Below are 20,509 nucleotides of genomic sequence, written 5' to 3'. Positions count from 1 at the left end.
GCAGCATGACCCTACCGATCCGCAAGACCCTGCTCGCCGCCGTCGTTGGCCTGACCCTCTCCCCCATGGCAATGGCCCTGCCCAACGTCCATATTCTGGCAACCGGCGGCACCATTGCCGGAGCTGGCCAGTCCGCTACCCAGTCCAACTACGAGGCTGGCAAGGTGGCCATCGAAACCCTGATCGCCGCCGTGCCCGAGATGAAGAAAGTGGCCGATGTGCAGGGTGAGCAGGTGGTGAAGATCGGCTCCCAGGACATGAACGACGAGGTGTGGCTCAAGCTGGCCAAACGGGTCAACGAGCTGCTGGCCAAGGATGACGTGGATGGCATTGTCATCACCCACGGCACCGACACCATGGAAGAGACCGCCTACTTCCTCAATCTGACCGTCAAGAGCGACAAGCCGGTGGTACTGGTTGGCGCCATGCGCCCCTCCACCGCCATGAGTGCTGATGGCCCGCTCAACCTCTACAACGCCGTGGTGACCGCCTCCGACCCCGCCTCCAAGGGACGTGGCGTCATGGTGGCGATGAACGACACCGTGCTCGATGCCCGCGACGTCACCAAGACCAACACCACAGGCGTGCAGACCTTCGCCTCCCCCAACTTCGGCCCGCTCGGCTACATCCACAATGGCAAGATCGACTACCAGCGTAGCCCGGCCCGTCTGCACACCAGCAAGACGCCGTTTGACGTGAGCAAGCTCGACAAGCTGCCGCAAGTGGGCATCGTCTACAGCTACGCCAACGCCACCGACTTGCCTGCCAAGGCGATGGTGGATGCCAAGTTCGACGGCATCGTCAGCGCCGGGGTGGGCAACGGCAACCTCTACCACACCCTGTTCGATACCTTGGCCAAGGCGAGCAAAGACGGCATCCGGGTAGTGCGCTCCGCCCGCGTGCCGACCGGCGCCACCACCCTGGATGCCGAGATCGATGATGCCAAGTACGGCTTCGTGGCCTCCGGCACTCTCAACCCGCAGAAAGCGCGGGTGCTGCTGATGCTCTCCCTGACCCAGAGCAAGGATCCGGCCCAGATCCAGCGCTGGTTCCAGCAGTTCTGACAACGGTTGCCTGAACCATGACAAGCAAGGGCGGGACTTCCCGCCCTTTTCCATCCAGCCATGCCACTTCGCCAAGCACCCGCCTCACCCATTACGTCGTTTGGCGAGGTCATACTTCCCTTTTCCGGCCATCTTTTTTAGCCATCACAAAGCGCTGTCATCAAATTAGCGAGCCGGATCACCCGCTTTCACAAGCGCATCGCCGCCAAATTCATTACACTGCCAGCGATCTTATCCACTCAAGGAGTGCTGTTGCTGTATGGAAATATTGATCCTGCTGGGATTGATTTTGCTTAATGGCGTCTTCGCCATGTCAGAAATCGCCATCGTCACCGCACGCAAGGCTCGCCTCGGCAAGCTTGCCTCTGAAGGCAACCGCTCCGCCGCCATTGCCCTCAAACTGGGCGAAGACCCGACCCATTTTCTCTCCGCCGTCCAGATCGGCATTACCAGCATAGGTCTGCTCAACGGTATCTACGGCGAATCCCTGCTGGCCCAGCCCTTCTCCCTCTGGTTGCAGGAGTGGGGGCTCCCCGCCAAGAGCAGTGGCCTGATCGCCACCGTCATCGTGGTGGTGGTGGTTACTTACCTCTCCATCGTGGTGGGGGAGCTGGTGCCCAAGCGGCTCGGCCAGCTCAATGCCGAACGCATCGCCTGTCTGGTGGCCCGCCCCATGCACTGGCTCGCCACCCTGACCCGCCCCTTCGTCTGGCTGCTGTCGGCCTCTACCAATGCCAGCCTGCGGCTGCTGCGGGTCAACCAGAACGGCAGCGCCAACGTTACCGAGGAGGAGATCCACGCCATGCTGGTGGAGGGCTCTGAAGCCGGGGTGATCGAGGATCATGAACACACCATGCTGCGCAACGTCTTCCGTCTCGACGAGCGCAGCCTCTCCTCCCTGATGGTTCCGCGCAGCGATATCCGCTATCTGGATCTGGCGCTGCCGCTGGAGACCAACCTGCAGCGGCTGGTGGAGTATCGCCACAGCTATTTTCCGGTCTGCGACGGCAACCTGTCAGAATTGGTGGGTATCATCAATGTCAGCAAGGTGCTGCACGCCTATATCAAGGAGGAGCCCATCGATCTGGCTGCCCTGACCCAGGAGGGCAGCCTGCTGCCCGAGACCCTCAACGGCGTCGAGCTGCTCAACCACTTCCGCACCCACAGCGAACAGATGGCGCTGGTGGTTGACGAATATGGCGAGTTGCAGGGGCTGGTCACCCAGCAGGATCTGCTGGAGGCGCTGGCGGGGGATTTCCAGCAGGAGGATGGCGAGGACAACTGGGCATTCCGGCGCGCCGACGGCAGCTGGCTGCTCGATGGCCTGATCCCGCTGCCGGAGTTGAAGGACTGTCTGGAGCTGGTTCGTCTGCCAGAAGAAGAAAAACATCACTATCACACCCTCGGAGGGCTTATCATGCTGCTCCTTGGTCGTGTTCCACAAACCGGAGACCTGGTGACACTGGAACAGTGGCAACTGGAAATTGTTGACATGGATGGCCTGCGCATCGACAAGGTGCTCGCCATGCCCTTGACCGATCAACCCAGCTAACCTGCGGAGTTTGCAAGTATGGAGCAGTTTTACCAACTGGCTCACGCCTTTATGAATCACGATCTGAACACACTTTCCGATCCCAAGATGGCCTTCATGATCTGTGGTGTGATTCTGACGTTTCTGGTACTGGAAAACGGATTCATCCCTACCGCCTTTCTGCCCGGTGACAGCCTGCTGATCCTCACCGGCGTGCTCATCTATCAGGATGTATTGTCTCTCGGGGTGATCCCGCTGTTAATCATGGCTACCTTTGTCGGCACCTGGCTCGGTTACATGCAGGGGCGCTTCCTTGGCCACACCCAGCTCTACCATCGGCTGATGTCCCACGTGGAAGAGCGACACCAGCAGAAGGTCTACCACCTGCTGGACAAGTACGGGATCATCACCCTGATCACCGCGCGCTATATCGCCTTCGTGCGCACCGCCTACCCCTATATAGTGGGTGCCACCGAACTGCCCCAGGGGCGCTTCCTCATCGTCAATCTGATCAGCTCCATCATGTGGATCTGCCCGCTGGTCGGGTTTGGCTACTACCTGAGCCACACCAAGCTGGCCGCCGAATACCAGACCCAGTTCTTCAACATCATCATCTATCTGCCGGTGGCCCTGCTGGTGGGTGGCATGGTGGCACTGGTCTGGCGCTGGATCAGCAAACGCAGGGCCGCGCAGCCGCGGGATTGACCCCTCGCCCAACGCCCGACCCGAAAGCCCTCGCCAGAGGGCTTTTTTGATCGCCAATTTCGCGCAAATAGCAGAAATAGTCCCGCTCGGCCCTTGTAAAGCCGGGGTAAAAATGAGTGAATCTAGCGCCTTTTTTTGGATGGGAACGGAGTCGGTTGTATGTGGTGTCGGATTCGCGCAGCAGCGCTGGTTGTCGGGTTGATGGGAATGCTGGGATTGCCTGCGGTCAGCGCGGCACCCAACCCTGCCAAACTGGAAGTACGCTCGAGCAGCGCCCTAGTCGTGGATGTAAAAACGGGCAAGACGCTCTACCAGAAGAATGCCACCAAGGTGCGTCCCATCGCCTCTCTCACCAAGCTGATGACAGCGCTGGTGGTGCTGGATGCCAAACAGAATCTCAACCAGACCATCACGGTCGACAAGAACGATCTGGATCGGGTCAAACACACCCACTCCCGCATCCGCATGGGCACCAAGGTGACCCGCCGCGACGCCCTGCATCTGGCATTGATGTCCTCCGAAAACCGGATGGCCTCGGCACTGGCGCGTCACTATCCGGGCGGTCGCAGCGCCTTCGTGCGAGCCATGAACAACAAGGCCAGACAGCTGGGTATGCGTAATACCCACTTCTACGACTCCACCGGCCTCTCCACCCGCAACGTCTCCACCGCCCAGGATCTGGGCAAGCTGGCCGCCGCCGCCTATCGCCAGCCGCTGATCCGTCAGTTCACTCAGGATGAGAACCGGGAGATGCGCTTCAGCGCCCCTGCCTACAGCCTGATGTTCAACAACACCAACCCGCTGGTGAAAAACCCGGATTGGGACGTGCGCCTCTCCAAGACCGGCTTCACTGACGAAGCGGGGCGCTGTCTGGTGATGCGCGCCAAACCGGACAGCCGCGAGCTAGCCATCGTGCTGCTCAACTCGGTGGGCAAACGCACCCCCATCGGCGATGCCAACCGCATTCGCAAATGGCTGAAAAGCTGAGTAAATATCTCAACACAAGAGGATGCTGCGGCATCCTTTTTTATTGCCTGCAGAACGCTTCAGCAGGCCTTGCAGGATGTTGATGAGCGAACCTTTGGTGATGAGTGGCCCGGCATCTGCCGTTGCCACAGCAGGCATACAGCGCGCCTATAGATGAGGCAAAGGGTGGTGAGGCGGTGCAACGATCAGAAGAACTGTGCGCAATCACAGAAAGGGGAAGAAATAAGGACAAGAACAGCCAGGTAAACGGGCGATCCACCCGCAACAGCGCACGGGGATCCGCACCAAAAAGTTAAATATCGCCCATAAAAAACAGCCCCGACCGAAGTCGGGGCTGTCTGTATGGTGCGCCCGAGAGGATTCGAACCTCTGACCACCTGGTTCGTAGCCAGGTACTCTATCCAGCTGAGCTACGGGCGCTCATAAACTTTTGGTACTGCTTGAAATATGGTGCGCCCGAGAGGATTCGAACCTCTGACCACCTGGTTCGTAGCCAGGTACTCTATCCAGCTGAGCTACGGGCGCTCACAAACTTTTGTGTACTGCTTGAAAAATGGTGCGCCCGAGAGGATTCGAACCTCTGACCACCTGGTTCGTAGCCAGGTACTCTATCCAGCTGAGCTACGGGCGCTCATAAATCGTTGTGTCGTTTTAAATGGTGCGCCCGAGAGGATTCGAACCTCTGACCACCTGGTTCGTAGCCAGGTACTCTATCCAGCTGAGCTACGGGCGCCCTGTTTTAAAACGATAAAAAAAGCTTACTTATCAGTAAGCCTTTTCCAAAGTGTCGACTTGCTGATGGTCAACACATGACTCTTGCTTGAGTCGTAATATGGTGCGCCCGAGAGGATTCGAACCTCTGACCACCTGGTTCGTAGCCAGGTACTCTATCCAGCTGAGCTACGGGCGCAAATGGCGGAGAAGGGGGGATTCGAACCCCCGATGCGGGTATAAGCCGCATACTCCCTTAGCAGGGGAGCGCCTTCAGCCTCTCGGCCACCTCTCCGTTTGCGGGGCTGATAATACTTCACAGGGATTTTTAGTCAAACACTTTTTTGGAGAAAAAAGTGCGTTCGCTCAGCATTTGGCCAAAGCGTGGAATATTCAAACAATATCGGCACTTATCCCGCAGTTTCGCGCCCTGCAGGGCGATTTCAAGGGGCCGGAAAAAACAAAAGGCGACACATGAGGTGTCGCCTTGTCACAGCCATGAAAGTGGCTTAGAAGCCCGGTTGGCCCGGAACTTTCTCGGCCTGGATGCGCTGGTAGATCTCTTCGCGGTGTACGGAGACCTCTTTCGGCGCGTTAACACCGATACGGACCTGGTTGCCTTTAACGCCCAGTACGGTGACAGTCACTTCATCACCAATCATCAGGGTTTCCCCAACACGACGAGTCAAAATAAGCATTCGCTTGCTCCTGTATCCTGTTTTGTTTTTATATCGATATGCGACATTATCTAACAAAGATACCGATATGGTAAATGGTTGAAACTAAATCAATCAGAGATTGTTAGCCCAAGGGCTGCTCTTGCGGTGCCTGATCCAACCCGAAAGCCGCGTGCAGGGCTCGCACCGCCAGCTCCAGATACTTCTCGTCAATCACCACAGAGATTTTGATTTCAGAGGTCGAGATCAACTGCATGTTGATCCCCTCCTCGCCCAATACCTTGAACATGGTGCGCGCAACACCGGGATGGTTCCACATGCCGACACCGACAATGGAAACCTTGGCAATTTCGCCATTTCCCTGCACGCAGGAGGCGCCAAGTTCGGTGGCGGTCTCCTCCAGCAGTGCCCGGGCGCGGCGATAGTCATCACGATTCACCGTGAAGGTGAAGTCGGCGGTGCCATCTCCCAGGGTGTTCTGCACAATCATGTCGACATCAATGTTGGCGTCGCTGATCGGATTCAGGATCTGCGCGGCAACGGTTGGTCTGTCCGGCACACCCAGAATGGTCAGGCTGGCCTCGTTGCGGTTAAAAGCGATCCCGGATACCAGGGGAGCTTCCATCCTATCACCTCCATATGTGATTAAGGTTCCCTCTCCATCGATAAAGCTCGACAGCACCCGCAGCGGGACGCGGTACTTGCCCGCAAACTCCACCGAGCGGATCTGCAGCACCTTGGCGCCGAGACTGGCCATCTCCAGCATCTCCTCGAAGGTGATGGTGTCGAGACGACGCGCCTTGGGCTCGATGCGCGGATCCGTGGTGTATACCCCATCCACATCGGTAAAGATCTGGCACTCATCGGCCTTGATGGCCGCCGCCACGGCAACCGCCGTGGTATCCGAACCGCCGCGGCCCAGCGTCGTGATGGCGTTATGCTCGTCACGGCCCTGGAAACCGGCGATCACCACCACCTTGCCCGCAGCCAGTTCGGCCTGAACCAGCTCGGTGTCGATGTGGGTGATGCGCGCCTTGCCATAGGCGGAATCGGTGTGAATCCGTACCTGATCACCGGTCATTGAGACCGCAGGACAACCGCGTTTGTTCAACGCGATCGCCAGCAGCGCTATGGTGACCTGCTCACCGGTGGAGACCAGTACATCCATCTCCCGCCGGTTGGCATCAGGATCCAGCTGCTGGGCCATGCCCAGCAGCCGGTTGGTTTCGCCCGACATGGCGGAGACAACCACCACCACGTCGTGTCCCTGGGCGCGGGTCTGCTCGACCCGCTCAGCTACCGCCTCGATCCGCTCCAGTGTGCCGACCGAAGTGCCGCCGTACTTCTGTACATAGAGTGCCACAGATCACCTCGCCCGATTACAGGCGCTCTTCCAGCCAGGAGTGAACGGATTGCAGCGCTGCCGGCACCGCCTCAGGCTGGGTACCACCCGCCTGTGCCATGTCCGGACGGCCACCGCCCTTGCCACCCACCTGCTGGGCAACCAGATTGACCAGCTCACCGGCCTTGACCTTGCCGGTCAGGTCGTTGGTGACGCCGGCGATCAGGTTGACCTTGCCATCGGCACAGGTGGCCAGCAGCACGACACCGGACTTCATCTGGTTCTTCAGCTCGTCCAGCATGCCGCGCAGGGATTTCGGATCGGCCCCTTCCAGCGCTGCAACCAGCACCTTCTGACCGTTGATCTCGATCACCTGACCCAGCAGATCGTTACCAGCCTGAGCGGCCAGCTTGGCCTTGAGCTGCTCCAGCTCGCGTTCCATCATCTTGGCCTTGTCCAGCATCTGGCGAACCTTGTCGGCGATGCAGAACTGATCACCTTTAACCAGTGCAGCAGCCTCTTCGATCTGCTCGCCAACCTGATGCATGAAGTCGATGGCGGCCTTGCCGGTCACCGCTTCGATACGGCGCACGCCAGCAGCGATACCGCTCTCGGCGATGATCTTGAAGAAGCCGATATCACCAGTGCGCTTGGCGTGAGTACCGCCACACAGCTCGGTGGAGTAGTCGCCCATGCGCACGACACGCACGTCGTCTTCATATTTCTCACCAAACAGCGCCATGGCACCGGCGGACTTGGCCGCTTCCAGATCCATCAGCTGGGTGGTGATTTCATGGTTGGCGCGGATCTGGTTGTTGACCAGCTCCTCGACCCGGCGAATGGTCGCCATGGTCAGCCCCTCGAAGTGGGAGAAGTCAAAGCGCATGCGCTCGGCCCCAACCAGAGAACCTTTCTGGGTGACATGCTCGCCCAGTGCCTGACGCAGGGCTGCGTGCAGCAGGTGAGTCACGGAGTGGTTCAGGGCGATGGCCTGACGACGGTCAGCGTCAACCACGGCTTCCACTTCGGCGCCCTTCTCCAGAGTGCCCAGCTCCATGTAGCCCTTGTGGATGATCGCCTTGCCCGCTTTCAGGGTGTCGGTCACGGCAAAGATGCCGTCGTCCACTTTCAGGGTACCGCTGTCGCCAATCTGGCCGCCGGACTCGGCGTAGAAGGGGGTCTCTTCCAGCACGATGACCGCTTCGTCACCGGCGATAAGACCGCTCACCTCTTCCACACCCTTGTAGATACCAACCACGCGGGTGCGCTCGGTCAGGGTCTTGTAACCGGTGAAGGGGGTCTCGAAGTCGAGCTTGAGCATCTCGTTGTAGTTCACGCCGAAGCTGGAGGCCTCTTTGGCACGAGCACGCTGCTTCTCCATCTCGGCCTTGAAGCCCTCTTCGTCGATGCCGATCTCGCGCTCGCGCACCACGTCGGCAGTCAGGTCGGCCGGGAAGCCGTAAGTGTCATAGAGCTTGAACACCACTTCGCCCGGAATAACCTTGGCATCGCCCAGGTTGGCCAGAGCATCTTCCAGCAGCAGCAGACCGCGATCCAGCGTGCGGACGAACTGCTCCTCTTCGATGCGCAGCACGCGCTCGACCAGCGGCAGCTGGGCGATCAGCTCGGCAGCGACATCCTTCATCTGCACCGCCAGCTCGGCAGCCAGTTTGTAGAAGAAGACGTCGGTGGCACCCAGCTTGCGGCCGTGACGCACGGCACGGCGGATGATGCGACGCAGCACATAGCCACGACCTTCGTTGGACGGCATCACGCCATCTGCCACCAGGAAGGCGCAGGAGCGGATGTGGTCAGCTATGACGCGCAGGGACTGGTTGCTCAGATCGGTGGTGCCGACAATCTCGGCCGCTTTCTTGATCAGCGCCTGGAAGATGTCGATTTCGTAGTTGGAGTGGACACCCTGCATGATGGCGGAGATCCGCTCCAGACCCATGCCGGTATCCACGGACGGACGTGGCAGCGGCTCCATGGTGCCGTCAGCCTGACGGTTGAACTGCATGAACACCACGTTCCAGATCTCGATGAAACGGTCGCCATCCTCTTCCGGTGAGCCGGGACGGCCGCCCCAGATGTGATCGCCGTGGTCATAGAAGATCTCGGTGCAGGGACCGCACGGGCCGGTATCGCCCATGGCCCAGAAGTTGTCGGAAGCGTAAGGGGCACCCTTGTTGTCACCGATGCGGACGATGCGATCGGCCGGGACACCGACCTCTTTTTCCCAGATATCGAAAGCTTCATCGTCAGTCGCGTAGACGGTCACCAGCAGGCGATCTTTCGGCAGCTGCAGCACCTCGGTGAGGAAGCCCCATGCAAACTTGATGGCATCCTGCTTGAAGTAGTCACCGAAGCTGAAGTTGCCCAGCATTTCGAAGAAGGTGTGGTGACGAGCGGTATAGCCGACGTTTTCCAGATCGTTGTGCTTACCACCGGCACGCACGCAACGCTGGGAAGTCGTCGCGCGATTGTAGGCACGCTTGTCTGCGCCAAGGAACACGTCCTTGAACTGGTTCATACCCGCGTTGGTAAACAACAGGGTCGGGTCGTTATGCGGTACCAGCGAGCTGGAGGAGACAACCTGGTGCCCCTGGGAACGGAAATACTCGAGAAACGCAGCGCGAATCTCTGACGTGGACATATACATGGAAAATCCTGCTTGATTCGAATACGGACTTTTAACCGCATTAATGTAAGTTTTCTGCGGGGTAAAGTAAAACGGACAGGGCCGCCACGGGCGAAAAAGCGCACATAAACGGGCCAGATAAGAGCGCCGCTGCCTACAGTGGCTTTTTTCACTGTCGAGAGGCAAAAAAGCAGCGCATAAAGAGGGATGAGATGAACAAAAGGCCGCTTTTTCGGGATTGTGCGCGCAACCTACTGAACAGGCAGGAAAAACCTGCCGCAAGGAGAGGTGAAACGACGTATGCCACGCAGTGGCGTTACTCCTCCCGCTCCTGCAGGGCAGAGATGGCGTAACGTGCCTGATCCTGGGTAAAGCCGCGCCCCAGCAGATATTTGAGCCACTTCATCCGCAGCTTGAAATCGGCCAGATCGACAATTTTTGCCCGTCGCTCCAGCAGTTCGAAGGCAAGCTCGAACCAGTCCAGCTCCGGCTGATCGAATGCGGCATCAATCTGCATATCGTCGAGCCCCTTGCGGCGCAGATCGAAACGGATCTTGATGGGGCCATGGCCCTTGGCGGCACCGGCCCGTACAGCCATACCGCCGTAACGTTCGTCATTGACCCAGTTGTAACCGCGGCAGTAGTCGACCACTGCCTCGATCACCTCTTCATTGAAACCCTGCTGGCGCAGCCGGTTGGCCAGCTCCGACTCGGCACTCTCGCGACGGGCCAGACTGCGCATGGCAAAGGCGCGGGCGGCGGTAAGCTGCTCGGCAAAGGTCGGTTCGGCAGGCTCGACCGGTTCTGTAACGGATTCATCAACCATCATAAATAACAAGGCCGGGTATCTACCCGGCCTTCCTTTGTTCCTTATTCGAACTCTTGTTCGCTTTCGGCATCGAACTCGTCTGCCTCAACCGGAGCAGCCTTGTCATCGACAGGCACTGCGCCGGAGAGCAGCAGCTCGCGCAGGCGGGCTTCCACTTCGCCAGCCATCACCTTGTTCTCGGCGAACAGCTTCATCACGTTGGCCTTGCCCTGACCGATCTTCTCGCCGTTGTAGCTGTACCAGGCGCCGGCCTTGTCGATCAGCTTGTGCTTGACACCGAGATCCACCAGCTCGCCCTCTTTGGAGATACCGGCACCGTAGAAGATCTGGAATTCAGCCTGCTTGAAGGGCGGGGCCACCTTGTTCTTGACCACTTTGACGCGGGTCTCGTTACCGACCACTTCGTCGCCTTCCTTGATGGCGCCGATACGACGGATATCCAGACGCACGGAGGCGTAGAACTTGAGCGCGTTACCACCGGTAGTGGTCTCCGGGCTACCGAACATGACGCCGATCTTCATCCGGATCTGGTTGATGAAGATGCACAGGCAGTTGGCGTTCTTGATGTTGGCGGTCAGCTTGCGCAGCGCCTGGGACATCAGACGGGCCTGCAGGCCAACGTGGGAATCACCCATCTCCCCTTCGATTTCCGCTTTCGGCGTCAGGGCCGCCACGGAGTCGACGATGATGACGTCAACCGCGTTGGAGCGAACCAGCATGTCGCAGATCTCCAGCGCCTGTTCACCGGTATCCGGCTGGGAGATGAGCAGGTCGTCGACGTTGACGCCCAGCTTGGCAGCATAGATAGGGTCGAGGGCGTGTTCCGCATCGACGAAGGCACAGGTTTTGCCCTTCTTCTGGGCTTCCGCGATCACCTGCAGGGTGAGGGTGGTTTTACCGGAAGATTCCGGGCCGTAGATTTCGACGATACGGCCACACGGCAGACCGCCGATCCCCAGCGCCACGTCCAGCGAGAGGGAACCGGTAGAGATGGCTTCGATATCCATGGTCTTGCTGTCGCCCAGACGCATGATGGAACCTTTGCCGAACTGCTTTTCAATCTGACCCAGCGCAGCCGCCAGTGCCTTCTGTTTGTTCTGATCCATGCCAATCTCCGCTGGAAATCGTGAGTAAAAAATGAAGTTGGGCTAAGTATACTGTCTATTCATACAGTATCAAGCCCAATTTATCTGAGCAGGGCCAACAGACCCGACAAGGCCTGTCTCACCGCCAGCTGGCGCACCTGCCGACGATCCCCGTCGAAGCGGGCCAGCAGGGAGTGGTGGCGGCCATTGCTGTCGGCCCAGGCGAACCAAACGGTGCCAACCGGCTTGCCCTCGGTTGCGCCGCCGGGGCCGGCGATGCCGCTGATGGCAACGCTGATGGAGGCAGACGAGTGCGCCAGCGCGCCGCGGGCCATCTCCAGCACAACCGCCTCGCTCACCGCGCCGTGCCGCTCAAGGCTCTCGCGGCTCACCCCCAGCATCTGCTGCTTGGCCTCGTTGGTGTAGGTGACAAAACCGCGATCGAACCAGCCGGAGCTGCCTGCAATGTCGGTGATGGCCGTAGCCACCCCACCGCCGGTACAGGATTCGGCGGTCGCCGCCAGCCAGCCTCGTTGACCAAGGGCCCGCCCCAGCTCGATGGCGAGGTGCTCTATCTCTGCGTCCAGTTTCATCACAGCTCCTTCTGATTCGTGGAAAGGGCACATTATGCGATCCCGCCGCAGCCCCTCGCAACTGAGCTGATTGTCACAAGGCTGATGACTCGCATCGGCCAAATGGTGGTGCGAGCCAACCTCCCCCGGCGCGGCGCTTATGTGTAGAATGGCGCCATCAAGCTCAAGGATCATCACCGCAGACCCGGGCCCGCAGAGGCCCCTTCTGGAATAGAACATGACCGCACAACACCAAGCTACTGGCGCCGCGCCAAGCGCCAATCTCAGCGCCCACACGCCCATGATGCATGGGTGTGTTTTTATTGATAAATATAGTGTTTTTTTCGATTAAAACAGAAAGCCACACTTAAACCTACACTTGAATTCTGGCTCCCCCCGCTCTCAAGAACCGCCCCTCCTTCGCAGAAATAGCCCCCTTAAGTCTCTCCACCCCACATATTGACGATAGCTGTGGCCAACTAGGTCAATCTAGACATGCAGACTAGGCATGGAGAAAGGCCTCGATAGCCCCTCCTTGAAAGTCGAGCGGTGTTATTCGCGATGTTATTCATCTGCATGTGGATTGCCGAGGTGGCTCGCCACGAATACATCCGTGATGAACACTCTAAGCAAGTCAAAGCAGGTGTGACTGTGCCCGCCCCAGACCGGACCCGAGCGAGACCCAACCTAAGACGTTGCTTACAACACTCTCTACTGGGTATCGCAGCAGTTTAAAGTTGGTTTATCTCCAATTGCTCTCCGCGCCATTGATATTGTTACCATTTTTCATTCATTAGTGAATTTTTGCCGCCATAGCCATGTAACAAGGCGTAATCAAATGACGAATATAGCCATGTAAGACGGATGGGATTATCGTAACGGCTCTTTATCAGATCGCTTCAAGTGACACTGACACAACCTGTCAATGTAAAACGCTAGAATCGCTTTCTACTTTCATCAGACACGGAATTCACCATGGCAACCAAAGAGCATGACACTCTGGCCCTGCGCCTCGCAGAAATCCTCCGTCTGCTACATCTTGGTGAACAGCCAGACCGCCACTATTTAGCTGAACGTTTCGGGGTTAGTGAGCGAACAATCTACCGAGACCTGAACCGCTTGGGTGATGTGGTCACCCCCCTAGCAAATGGTTGCTATACATTGACAGCTGAATACCGCAGCAAGCTATCACCAGCAGATTTGCAGACTTTTGCTCGTATAAGCGGAGTCGAACGACTATTCCCAACTGGCGACCGCGAATCGTGGATGAAATTGCTCGAACCAGGCAAAACCAGCTTCCTTATCCGCGACGGACATTTTGAAGAGTGCAAACCCCATCCCGTGAAGTTTCGCCTGCTGGATAAGGCTATTGGCCAGCATTTACGCTGCCAACTGACATATACCGAAAAGTCGCGGCAAGTAGAACCCTACCAGTTGATCCACAACAAGGGCATTTGGTATCTGGCAGCCGTCGAAGACTGCCGTCTGAAAAGCTTTGCCCTGGGGCGCATCACTGATTTGCAAATTCTACCGGAAACTTTCGTGGCTAACCCTGCGATCCAGGCACAGATCGAGGATGACGATGACGTCTGGTTTGGCCAAGACTCCATCCGAGTAATGCTGCGCATAGCCGCTAGCAATGCCTATTACTTCTTGCGGCGTAATGTGCTACCGCACCAAGAGCTGGTTGAAGAGCTTGACGACGGTCAGTTACTGCTACGTTGTCAAGTCAATCACCCTAACCAGTTACTTCCGATAATCCGCTACTGGATCCCCCATGTACGCATTCTCGAGCCCGTTTGGTTGCAACAGCAGTTGCACGACGAGTTAACCGACTATCTGCAATGATCGTCCACTAAAAGGAAGAGCACGATGAACCAACATTTGGAAAAACACCTCAGCAACGCTCATGTCGGCGAGCAAGAGATAGCGTTCAACCACACCATACACACACAGGCCTCCCACCTCGAAGTAGCACTGTTCAACAGTGAACAAAACGCAGATAAGACAACCGCAGTAATCTCCTCTTTCGTCACATCCTGCAGTCTACGTGGTGAAAAACCGCTGGTTCATTGGCTAAGCGACGAATTTCGTAAGTACCCCCAACTGTGGAAGAACGAAGAAGAAATACTTAAGACTGCTCGCCAAGTCATCCAGTCTACGAACGACTTCAACCAATCCCGTGAGTCACTGCAACAGCATCAGGATCAAGGCCGCAGCAAGGAATCATGGCTTGCCGGAGAGATCGAGAGAAATGCTTCGTTGACTGGGTCAGTGAGCGTGGGGCACTACGCTAGCAACATTGATCAAGCTCTTGCTGAAGCCAACACTAACGCTCAGCGGATCATCACAACCCAAGCTGGCGCGGTAAACCTGAACCCGAATTTAGATGGCTTCATCGCAGAGCAGCACCATGTCGACACCTTCAACATTGATGCAACAACCAAGGGCAGTATTTATCGGGCAAGGCTCGTCAACTCCCGAGACTTAAATTCAGTCGATATTGAAGTTATTGATGGAAATGGCCAAGTTGTCGGCAAATACCAATCCAAATACGGGGCCAACGCCAGCGAAACAACAAAGTTGCTGGATCGTGGTGACTATGGAGACCAACAGCGTCTTGTGCCTGAAGGGCAGTCTGCAGAAGTCCCCAACAGTACAGACGTTATAGAAGTTGACGGTGTGCAATCAAAACCATTGTCCAAAGAGGAAGCCAAAGCCCATCAGGAAAAGGCTCATCAAGAAGCCGAAGCTCGTCAGTACGAGTGGAAAGACACCAACCGTATCGATATCGCCAAACACATTGGTAAACAAGCCTTGGTTGGTGCATGTATCGCTGCTGGTATGCAAGGCGCTCGGATCCTTGCCCGTCGGGCCTGGAAGCGCCTCAATGGCCAAGAAACCCCGAGGTCCGATGAAGACCTTAAAGAATTTTTCGAAAGCTCGTTTCGTTCCACTGGCAATATTTCTGCGCAAGTTGCAGTGTCCGGAGCAGTAGTAGTGGCGGTGAAGAACGGTTGGTTGGGTGCAGCCCTGCGTAACACTCCAGCTGGGTTAATTACTAACGTCGCATGTGTCGGCCTGCAGAATGCAAAAGTGCTCTACAAGCTTGGGAAAGGCGAACTCACCCAAAACGAGGCGCTTGATGTCATAGGTAACACCACAGTAACCACCACCATGGCTATTGCCGGTGCTACCAAAGGCGCGTCTGTCGGCGCGGCTCTCGGCACAGTGCTAGGCCCAGCAGGCATTGCTGTAGGAGGTTTCGTCGGGGGGGTGGCGGGAGGTATCGCTGGCGGACAAATCGGTGAAGTTATTTATCATGCAGGGAAGTCGATAGCTAAGACTGCAATCAAGACTGTCGCCAGCATAGCCGAAAGCACCGGACGAGCATTCGAATCAGCTGGTAGGGCTTTAAGCAATTTTGCCTCTTCTCTATTCTCATTCTGGTAACCGCTCATGAATTTGCTCGAACTCAAGAACAAGATCAAGTCCCGTTTGATCGCTGGTTATCCGGGGTTGTTCATCCAGTCAGGCGAAGAGGCCAGGGTCGATGAAATGCTCCAAGAGATTGCATCACAACTGAATATGAGCCCCAAGGAGTGGAACTTGGGCTACGGCTGGGTCAACTTCAACAACAAGCAACCACACAGCTATCAAGAGGAAAGCACCGAACTCGCCAATTGCTTGCCGATACTGTGCCACGATGAACTGGATGGTAAACTTTTCATCATCAAGGATGCCCGCAGCGCTCTGGAAAACCAGCCACTGGCTGTAGCGCGACTCAAGCAGTTGCTCAACCGCATTCAACGTCACCACAGGGGCAAAGCTGCAGTTGTGTTGGTTTCAGAAACCCAGCATATCCCGTCACAACTCGAAGCGCAGATCACTCTGCTGCCTTTACCTTTGCCTCGCGATGAAGAGATCCGCAACCTACTCGATAGCGTCTGCCAACAACTCGACTTAAAAATACCGGAAGGCCTGCATCAGCGTTTACACGCTGCTTGCTGCGGCCTCAATCAAGAAGAAATTCGTTCAGCGCTGGCCATGGTCCAGCAGCAGCATGAACAGCTCAACGACGCAGCTTTGGCGCTGATCCAGTATGAAAAGGAACAGATTATCGCCAAGAGTGGCGTGCTAGAAATGATTAAAGTCAGTGAAAGTACCGCGAATATTGGCGGGCTAGAGAACCTCAAAAGTTGGCTCAATCGTCGTGCGCAAATCTTCCACCGACTAGACGAGGCACGCCAAGCTCGAGTACAAGCACCTAAGGGCGTACTGATCGCAGGTATGCCCGGTTGTGGTAAGTCGCTGACTGCCAAAGCCGCCGCAGGTATGTTTCAACTACCACTACTGCGTCTAGACATCGGTTCACTGCTGGGAAAATACGTCGGTGAAAGCGAACATAACATGAGGCGGGCCCTGACAATGGCGGAGTCAGTCAGCCCATGCATCCTCTGGATCGACGAGCTAGAAAAAGCCTTTGTTGGCATGAACAGTGGTAGTGGCTCGGAAGTATCTTCACGACTATTCGGTTACTTCCTGACTTGGATGCAGGAAAAAACTGGCGCAGTATTCGTCATCGCCACAGCCAACAACATTACCGCCCTACCACCCGAGCTTCTGCGCAAAGGACGGTTTGATGAGGTGTTCTACGTCGGCTTCCCAAATCCTGCGGAACGAGGCGCGATCCTCGATATTCATCTTCGGGGGGACGATCTCACACTCGAACCAGACGCTCGACGAGCCCTCATCAACATGTGCCGTGACTACGCTGGAGCCGATATCCAGAACGCGCTCAATGAAGCTCGTGAATCAGCCTTCCTAGATAACAGAAAACTGAAGTTCGAAGACCTCGTATCAGCCATAAAACTCACGGTACCGCTACGTGAGACCCTTCGCGAACAGGTCAGCAAATACGAAGATCTATTCGAAAAACTCAAGCTTAAGCCAGCATCGACTTTTGAAGGGCTGAGCATAGCGCAGATGATCAAAATGGCCGACGACCCCAACGCACTCCGCCGCAAGGAGGTCGCCAGTAACTCTGACTGCCCAGAGGACCTACTGGAAAAGCTAGTCAGAGACCCCGACCTAGAAATCCGCACCGCGGTATACCAAAACGACAACTGCCCAGAGCGGCTGCTGAGTCTGCGCATCAATATCGAAGATGGCAAGCCGGATTTCGACCTTAACCTGTTGCACCTAGCTTGCATCCATTCCAATGCACCCCATGACCTAGTGGCATCCCAGTTTTCACGACTAAAACTCCAACCTAAACACCGGCAACTTTTGGCCCAAAAAAGCTCTCACGAATCGCTGCTACGACAATTGGTGGGGGACGAAGATATTGAGGTTCGCAGTAATGCCTCACGGAACAAGCACTTAATCTGCGAGCTACAACAATTGCTGGCCAAGGATCCGGATGTAGAGGTGCGTAACAACTTGGCCTGTAACGAAGCCTTATCCCCAAAGGCTCAGGCGCAACTGGCAAGCGACGAATCTTTCGAGGTGCGCGAAACTTTGACTCGGTTGGTCGACTTAGTCGAGGATGTGCAACTCACCCTAGCCGGTGACGACGACCTAGACGTGCGCGTGGCACTAGCTGGCCGCCAGCGCAACCAGCTGCTGGCCAACTCTGTGCAACTAGCATTGGCCAAAAACACCGTAGAAGTACGTATAGCACTAGCAGAGAACAAAACCATCGGCACTCCCGCACAGTTGCTGCTAGCACAAGATTCACAGATCGAAGTTCGTAAGTCTCTTGCAGGTCATCCAGCCATTGCCTATGAGGCCTTGCAGTACCTCGTCAATGATGTCGAAGCAGTACAAGTGCCACTTGCTGGCAACCGTCACCTGAGCTCGGACCTGCTGCAGATCAGTCTGGCTCGAAACAAGTCAGAGAACGTACGCGAGGCGCTGGCAGGCAACAGCCAGCTCTGCAGCGAAGCTCAAACTATTCTGGTCAAGGACGCCAGCGCGTCAGTACGCGAGGCACTGGCAGGCAATGAAAGTGCCGTAGCGGATATTGTCAGAATATTAATGCGCGATGAAAACGAGGATGTGCGTGAGCGGCTGATACGCTGGCGCGATAGCGTATTACCAAGCGTACAGCGTCACTTGGCCTGCGACCCACAGGTCGAAATCCGCAAACGCCTGGCGTCCATCAAGGGACTACGAGATGAAATCCAGCACCGACTGTGCTACGACGTCCCAGAGGTGCAGCAGGAACTGGCAAGCAATGTCTGCATCGCAGCTACAACTCAGCAGTATTTGTTGGACAAGGGGTGCGCCGATATCAGCCTGATCTTGGCACGCAACACATCCCTGATCGAACCTTTGCAAACTAAGCTTGCGGACAACAGCAATATGGAGATCCTCATCGCTTTGGCCGGTAATACCGGGCTGAGCGAGCTGGTCGCAGAAAAACTTCTCGGTAACGCAGAAGAGGTTCAATTAGTGCTCGCGGAGAACCGCCACCTGAGCGAATCACAATACTTTCAACTGTTCAGGAATGGTTCCGAGCAAGTACGTGCGGCACTTGCAGGTAACTCGGCTATTGCCGAAGCGCTGATGATACACATCAATACATATGAATCAGCCCAAAAACCTATGACTAAACCTGTGACGATAGGCAACTGCATCGTTTCAGAAGCATGGCCGGTGTCGAAAGTAAAGCTGACGCTAGCCCGCAACAAAGGGTTGCCAACCAACGTTCAAGCAACCATGATGGCCGAAGAAAACGCCCCCGTTGAGCTGTTGCAAGTGCTGGCCAGCAACCGGTCATTATCGGAGACTGTGCAGCAAGAGCTAGCAACCCATAAGGACAACAGGGTACGAGAAACGCTCGCAGCCAATGAAAATATAAGCAGCGAAACTATCTGCAAACTGGCCAATGATCATGCGGCTATGGTTCGCTCTACGTTAATCACCAATAGATGGTTAGCGCCTAAAATTCAGCGACAGCTGGCCCAAGACAATTTAATTAGTGTGCGCAGTGCTCTCTCCGCCAACGGTCATTTAAGCAAAACTGTCGAATTGCAACTTGCTCGCGACCCGGTTAAAGAGGTACGCGCGAGCCTGTTAAAACGCGAATTTAGCGACTTTCACCTCAAATTAACTACCCAGCAAATCCTTGCCAAGGACAGCGATACAGATATACGAACGCAACTGGCAGCATACCCCAAATTGTCCCCTTCAGTGCAGAAGCTGTTGGCAGAAGATAAGTCCGTTATTGTCAGACAGGCCCTTGCTAAAGGTTCAGAAGACTGGCCCCATCTTTCACTCAATGAAGAAATACAACGACTTCTCGCAAGAGACTGCGATATCAATGTGCGCCTTGCGCTTGCAGAAAACGGAAGGCTCTCACCTGAGACACTCATGTTGCTTGCAAGCGACGTCAACACAAGCGTAAAAATCAAACTTATCGAAGAGTCCCTTCACCATCACTTACCACTGCAGGCTCAACGCACCCTAGCAAAGGATCCAGATGCTGAAGTCAGAAAAGCCCTTGCGCGCAGGCTTTTCGGCTTTTTACCACCGCCCAGCAGCGAGGAAATCCACCTTATACTGGCTAATGACCAAGATGAGGAAGTTCGAGATACCATCGTATTTAGCGTGACCTCCCCGTTAGCCATCGCCAGAGGAAAATGTAGTGCCGCGGTAAAAGCCCGCTTGCTCGAAGGAGCCAGCGATACAACCCGAGAACGATTGGAAACGGTAAAAACCAGCTTGGTCGAAGTTGCCATCGACATTCTCCGAGAGCGGAATCATTGCGAATAGATATATGACTCTGCAGTTAATGGTTACGAATCAACCGAATTTACGCTCGGCTGGTGAAATGGATGAACACCAAGATAAAAGTCACCACAAAAGTGTTATATGGTTCTCGAAGTTGAAAGCGCATCCAGCTCAAAGTCTGGGCTGTCTTTGCCTTTAAGTTGCAATCAAGCATACATTCGGGGGGGCTCATTGGCCCCCCGTCTTTAGGTCACTCTTCGTCCTCATCATCGGGACGTTCGTCATATCCCCGGCTCTGCCAGTAAGCATCATGCTCAGGGTTTAACTGACGTGAATGGTTATCGTCATCATCTTTTTTGGACATCACAGGCTCCATGCCGTTATGGTCAACCAAGCCATGGCTCTGCGCTTACCGCAATCCACGGCAGAAATGCTATTACTTGCGATTCGGGTTCATGTCCTTGCCACGATTCCCCTGATTCTGGTCATACTGACGATTGGTCCCTGATGAGCCAGCATTTTTATTCTGCATGTTGGCGGCATTATCTGCGGGTTTGATGGGGGCATGCTTTGACATAAAAGACTCCTTGAGTGTTGATAGTTGCCCGCACGACGTTGTGCTGACAAG

14 protein-coding genes and 6 tRNA genes are annotated in these 20,509 nt (G+C 56.0%); 7 read left to right on the top strand and 13 right to left on the bottom strand.

Annotation, left to right across the window (positions count from 1 at the left end; translation table 11 throughout):
- The first annotated feature begins 5 nt into the window (after nt 1-5).
- The 4 genes from ansB to pbpG all read left to right on the top strand — a co-directional run bounded on the left by ansB (nt 6) and on the right by pbpG (nt 4,287).
- The gene (ansB, locus tag ACTG2G_RS13460) at nt 6-1,064 is read left to right on the top strand and encodes an L-asparaginase 2 (protein WP_110304215.1); all 1,059 of its coding nucleotides are present in this window, start codon (nt 6-8) and stop codon (nt 1,062-1,064) included.
- A 259-nt stretch (nt 1,065-1,323) separates the two neighbouring features.
- A complete protein-coding gene (locus ACTG2G_RS13455) occupies nt 1,324-2,616 on the top strand; it encodes a hemolysin family protein (RefSeq protein WP_236354095.1) in 1,293 nt (430 codons plus the stop codon).
- 18 nt (nt 2,617-2,634) lie between these two features.
- A complete protein-coding gene (locus ACTG2G_RS13450; RefSeq protein ID WP_005343012.1) occupies nt 2,635-3,300 on the top strand; it encodes a DedA family protein in 666 nt (221 codons plus the stop codon).
- A 159-nt stretch (nt 3,301-3,459) separates the two neighbouring features.
- Nucleotides 3,460-4,287 carry a D-alanyl-D-alanine endopeptidase gene (pbpG, locus tag ACTG2G_RS13445; protein WP_005348750.1) on the top strand — a complete coding sequence of 276 codons (828 nt, stop codon included), beginning with the start codon at nt 3,460-3,462 and terminating at the stop codon, nt 4,285-4,287.
- Between the two features lie 343 nt (nt 4,288-4,630).
- Here pbpG and ACTG2G_RS13440 read toward each other — a convergent pair.
- The 12 genes from ACTG2G_RS13440 to ACTG2G_RS13385 all read right to left on the bottom strand — a co-directional run bounded on the left by ACTG2G_RS13440 (nt 4,631) and on the right by ACTG2G_RS13385 (nt 12,165).
- Nucleotides 4,631-4,707: transfer RNA gene (locus tag ACTG2G_RS13440), tRNA-Arg, on the bottom strand.
- Between the two features lie 28 nt (nt 4,708-4,735).
- A tRNA-Arg gene (locus ACTG2G_RS13435) sits at nt 4,736-4,812 on the bottom strand.
- Nucleotides 4,813-4,841: 29 nt separating this feature from the next.
- Nucleotides 4,842-4,918 (bottom strand) — tRNA-Arg (locus ACTG2G_RS13430).
- Between the two features lie 25 nt (nt 4,919-4,943).
- Nucleotides 4,944-5,020, bottom strand: a tRNA-Arg gene (locus ACTG2G_RS13425).
- A gap of 100 nt (nt 5,021-5,120) precedes the next feature.
- Nucleotides 5,121-5,197: transfer RNA gene (locus ACTG2G_RS13420), tRNA-Arg, on the bottom strand.
- A gap of 3 nt (nt 5,198-5,200) precedes the next feature.
- Nucleotides 5,201-5,293: transfer RNA gene (locus ACTG2G_RS13415), tRNA-Ser, on the bottom strand.
- Between the two features lie 214 nt (nt 5,294-5,507).
- The gene (gene csrA, locus ACTG2G_RS13410; protein WP_005336053.1) at nt 5,508-5,696 is read right to left on the bottom strand and encodes a carbon storage regulator CsrA; all 189 of its coding nucleotides are present in this window, start codon (nt 5,694-5,696) and stop codon (nt 5,508-5,510) included.
- A 103-nt stretch (nt 5,697-5,799) separates the two neighbouring features.
- Nucleotides 5,800-7,038 carry an aspartate kinase gene (locus ACTG2G_RS13405; protein WP_111809428.1) on the bottom strand — a complete coding sequence of 413 codons (1,239 nt, stop codon included), beginning with the start codon at nt 7,036-7,038 and terminating at the stop codon, nt 5,800-5,802.
- Between the two features lie 16 nt (nt 7,039-7,054).
- The gene (gene alaS, locus ACTG2G_RS13400; RefSeq protein WP_005336056.1) at nt 7,055-9,679 is read right to left on the bottom strand and encodes an alanine--tRNA ligase; all 2,625 of its coding nucleotides are present in this window, start codon (nt 9,677-9,679) and stop codon (nt 7,055-7,057) included.
- A 295-nt stretch (nt 9,680-9,974) separates the two neighbouring features.
- A complete protein-coding gene (locus tag ACTG2G_RS13395; protein ID WP_139400467.1) occupies nt 9,975-10,484 on the bottom strand; it encodes a regulatory protein RecX in 510 nt (169 codons plus the stop codon).
- Nucleotides 10,485-10,528: 44 nt separating this feature from the next.
- On the bottom strand, nt 10,529-11,593 hold the full coding sequence (gene recA, locus ACTG2G_RS13390) for a recombinase RecA (RefSeq protein ID WP_005348744.1): 1,065 nt from the start codon (nt 11,591-11,593) through the stop codon (nt 10,529-10,531).
- An 80-nt stretch (nt 11,594-11,673) separates the two neighbouring features.
- On the bottom strand, nt 11,674-12,165 hold the full coding sequence (locus ACTG2G_RS13385; RefSeq protein WP_244776833.1) for a CinA family protein: 492 nt from the start codon (nt 12,163-12,165) through the stop codon (nt 11,674-11,676).
- Between the two features lie 954 nt (nt 12,166-13,119).
- Between ACTG2G_RS13385 and ACTG2G_RS13380 the strand changes: the two genes are divergently transcribed.
- Genes ACTG2G_RS13380 through ACTG2G_RS13370 form a run of 3 tightly spaced genes read left to right on the top strand, consistent with a single transcriptional unit; the run spans nt 13,120 to nt 19,923 of the window.
- On the top strand, nt 13,120-13,992 hold the full coding sequence (locus ACTG2G_RS13380) for a helix-turn-helix transcriptional regulator (RefSeq protein ID WP_100654644.1): 873 nt from the start codon (nt 13,120-13,122) through the stop codon (nt 13,990-13,992).
- Nucleotides 13,993-14,016: 24 nt separating this feature from the next.
- Nucleotides 14,017-15,597, top strand: a complete 1,581-nt coding sequence (locus ACTG2G_RS13375; RefSeq protein WP_210403389.1) for a hypothetical protein — start codon at nt 14,017-14,019, stop codon at nt 15,595-15,597.
- A 6-nt stretch (nt 15,598-15,603) separates the two neighbouring features.
- Nucleotides 15,604-19,923, top strand: a complete 4,320-nt coding sequence (locus tag ACTG2G_RS13370; RefSeq protein WP_439985529.1) for an AAA family ATPase — start codon at nt 15,604-15,606, stop codon at nt 19,921-19,923.
- Between the two features lie 394 nt (nt 19,924-20,317).
- On the opposite strand, the gene ACTG2G_RS13365 is transcribed toward ACTG2G_RS13370, so the two are convergent.
- Nucleotides 20,318-20,458 (bottom strand): hypothetical protein, encoded by a 141-nt coding sequence (locus ACTG2G_RS13365; protein WP_168176966.1) that lies wholly within the window; start codon nt 20,456-20,458, stop codon nt 20,318-20,320.
- Between the last annotated feature and the right edge of the window lie 51 nt (nt 20,459-20,509).

This window comes from Aeromonas sp. 55A, from assembly GCF_051919665.1.
GTDB lineage: Bacteria > Pseudomonadota > Gammaproteobacteria > Enterobacterales > Aeromonadaceae > Aeromonas > Aeromonas veronii.
Note: the sequence above shows the minus strand (reverse complement) of the source record. Positions and strands in the feature narration are given on the sequence as shown.

Excerpts from the sequence above, each read along its gene's own strand:
- ansB (WP_110304215.1), top strand. The coding sequence starts at position 6 with ATGACCCTACCGATCCGCAAGACCCTGCTCGCCGCCGTCGTTGGCCTG.
- ACTG2G_RS13455 (WP_236354095.1), top strand. The coding sequence starts at position 1,324 with ATGGAAATATTGATCCTGCTGGGATTGATTTTGCTTAATGGCGTCTTC.
- ACTG2G_RS13450 (WP_005343012.1), top strand. The coding sequence starts at position 2,635 with ATGGAGCAGTTTTACCAACTGGCTCACGCCTTTATGAATCACGATCTG.
- pbpG (WP_005348750.1), top strand. The coding sequence starts at position 3,460 with ATGTGGTGTCGGATTCGCGCAGCAGCGCTGGTTGTCGGGTTGATGGGA.
- csrA (WP_005336053.1), bottom strand. The coding sequence starts at position 5,696 with ATGCTTATTTTGACTCGTCGTGTTGGGGAAACCCTGATGATTGGTGAT.
- alaS (WP_005336056.1), bottom strand. The coding sequence starts at position 9,679 with ATGTATATGTCCACGTCAGAGATTCGCGCTGCGTTTCTCGAGTATTTC.
- ACTG2G_RS13395 (WP_139400467.1), bottom strand. The coding sequence starts at position 10,484 with ATGGTTGATGAATCCGTTACAGAACCGGTCGAGCCTGCCGAACCGACC.
- recA (WP_005348744.1), bottom strand. The coding sequence starts at position 11,593 with ATGGATCAGAACAAACAGAAGGCACTGGCGGCTGCGCTGGGTCAGATT.
- ACTG2G_RS13385 (WP_244776833.1), bottom strand. The coding sequence starts at position 12,165 with ATGAAACTGGACGCAGAGATAGAGCACCTCGCCATCGAGCTGGGGCGG.
- ACTG2G_RS13380 (WP_100654644.1), top strand. The coding sequence starts at position 13,120 with ATGGCAACCAAAGAGCATGACACTCTGGCCCTGCGCCTCGCAGAAATC.
- ACTG2G_RS13375 (WP_210403389.1), top strand. The coding sequence starts at position 14,017 with ATGAACCAACATTTGGAAAAACACCTCAGCAACGCTCATGTCGGCGAG.
- ACTG2G_RS13370 (WP_439985529.1), top strand. The coding sequence starts at position 15,604 with ATGAATTTGCTCGAACTCAAGAACAAGATCAAGTCCCGTTTGATCGCT.
- ACTG2G_RS13365 (WP_168176966.1), bottom strand. The coding sequence starts at position 20,458 with ATGTCAAAGCATGCCCCCATCAAACCCGCAGATAATGCCGCCAACATG.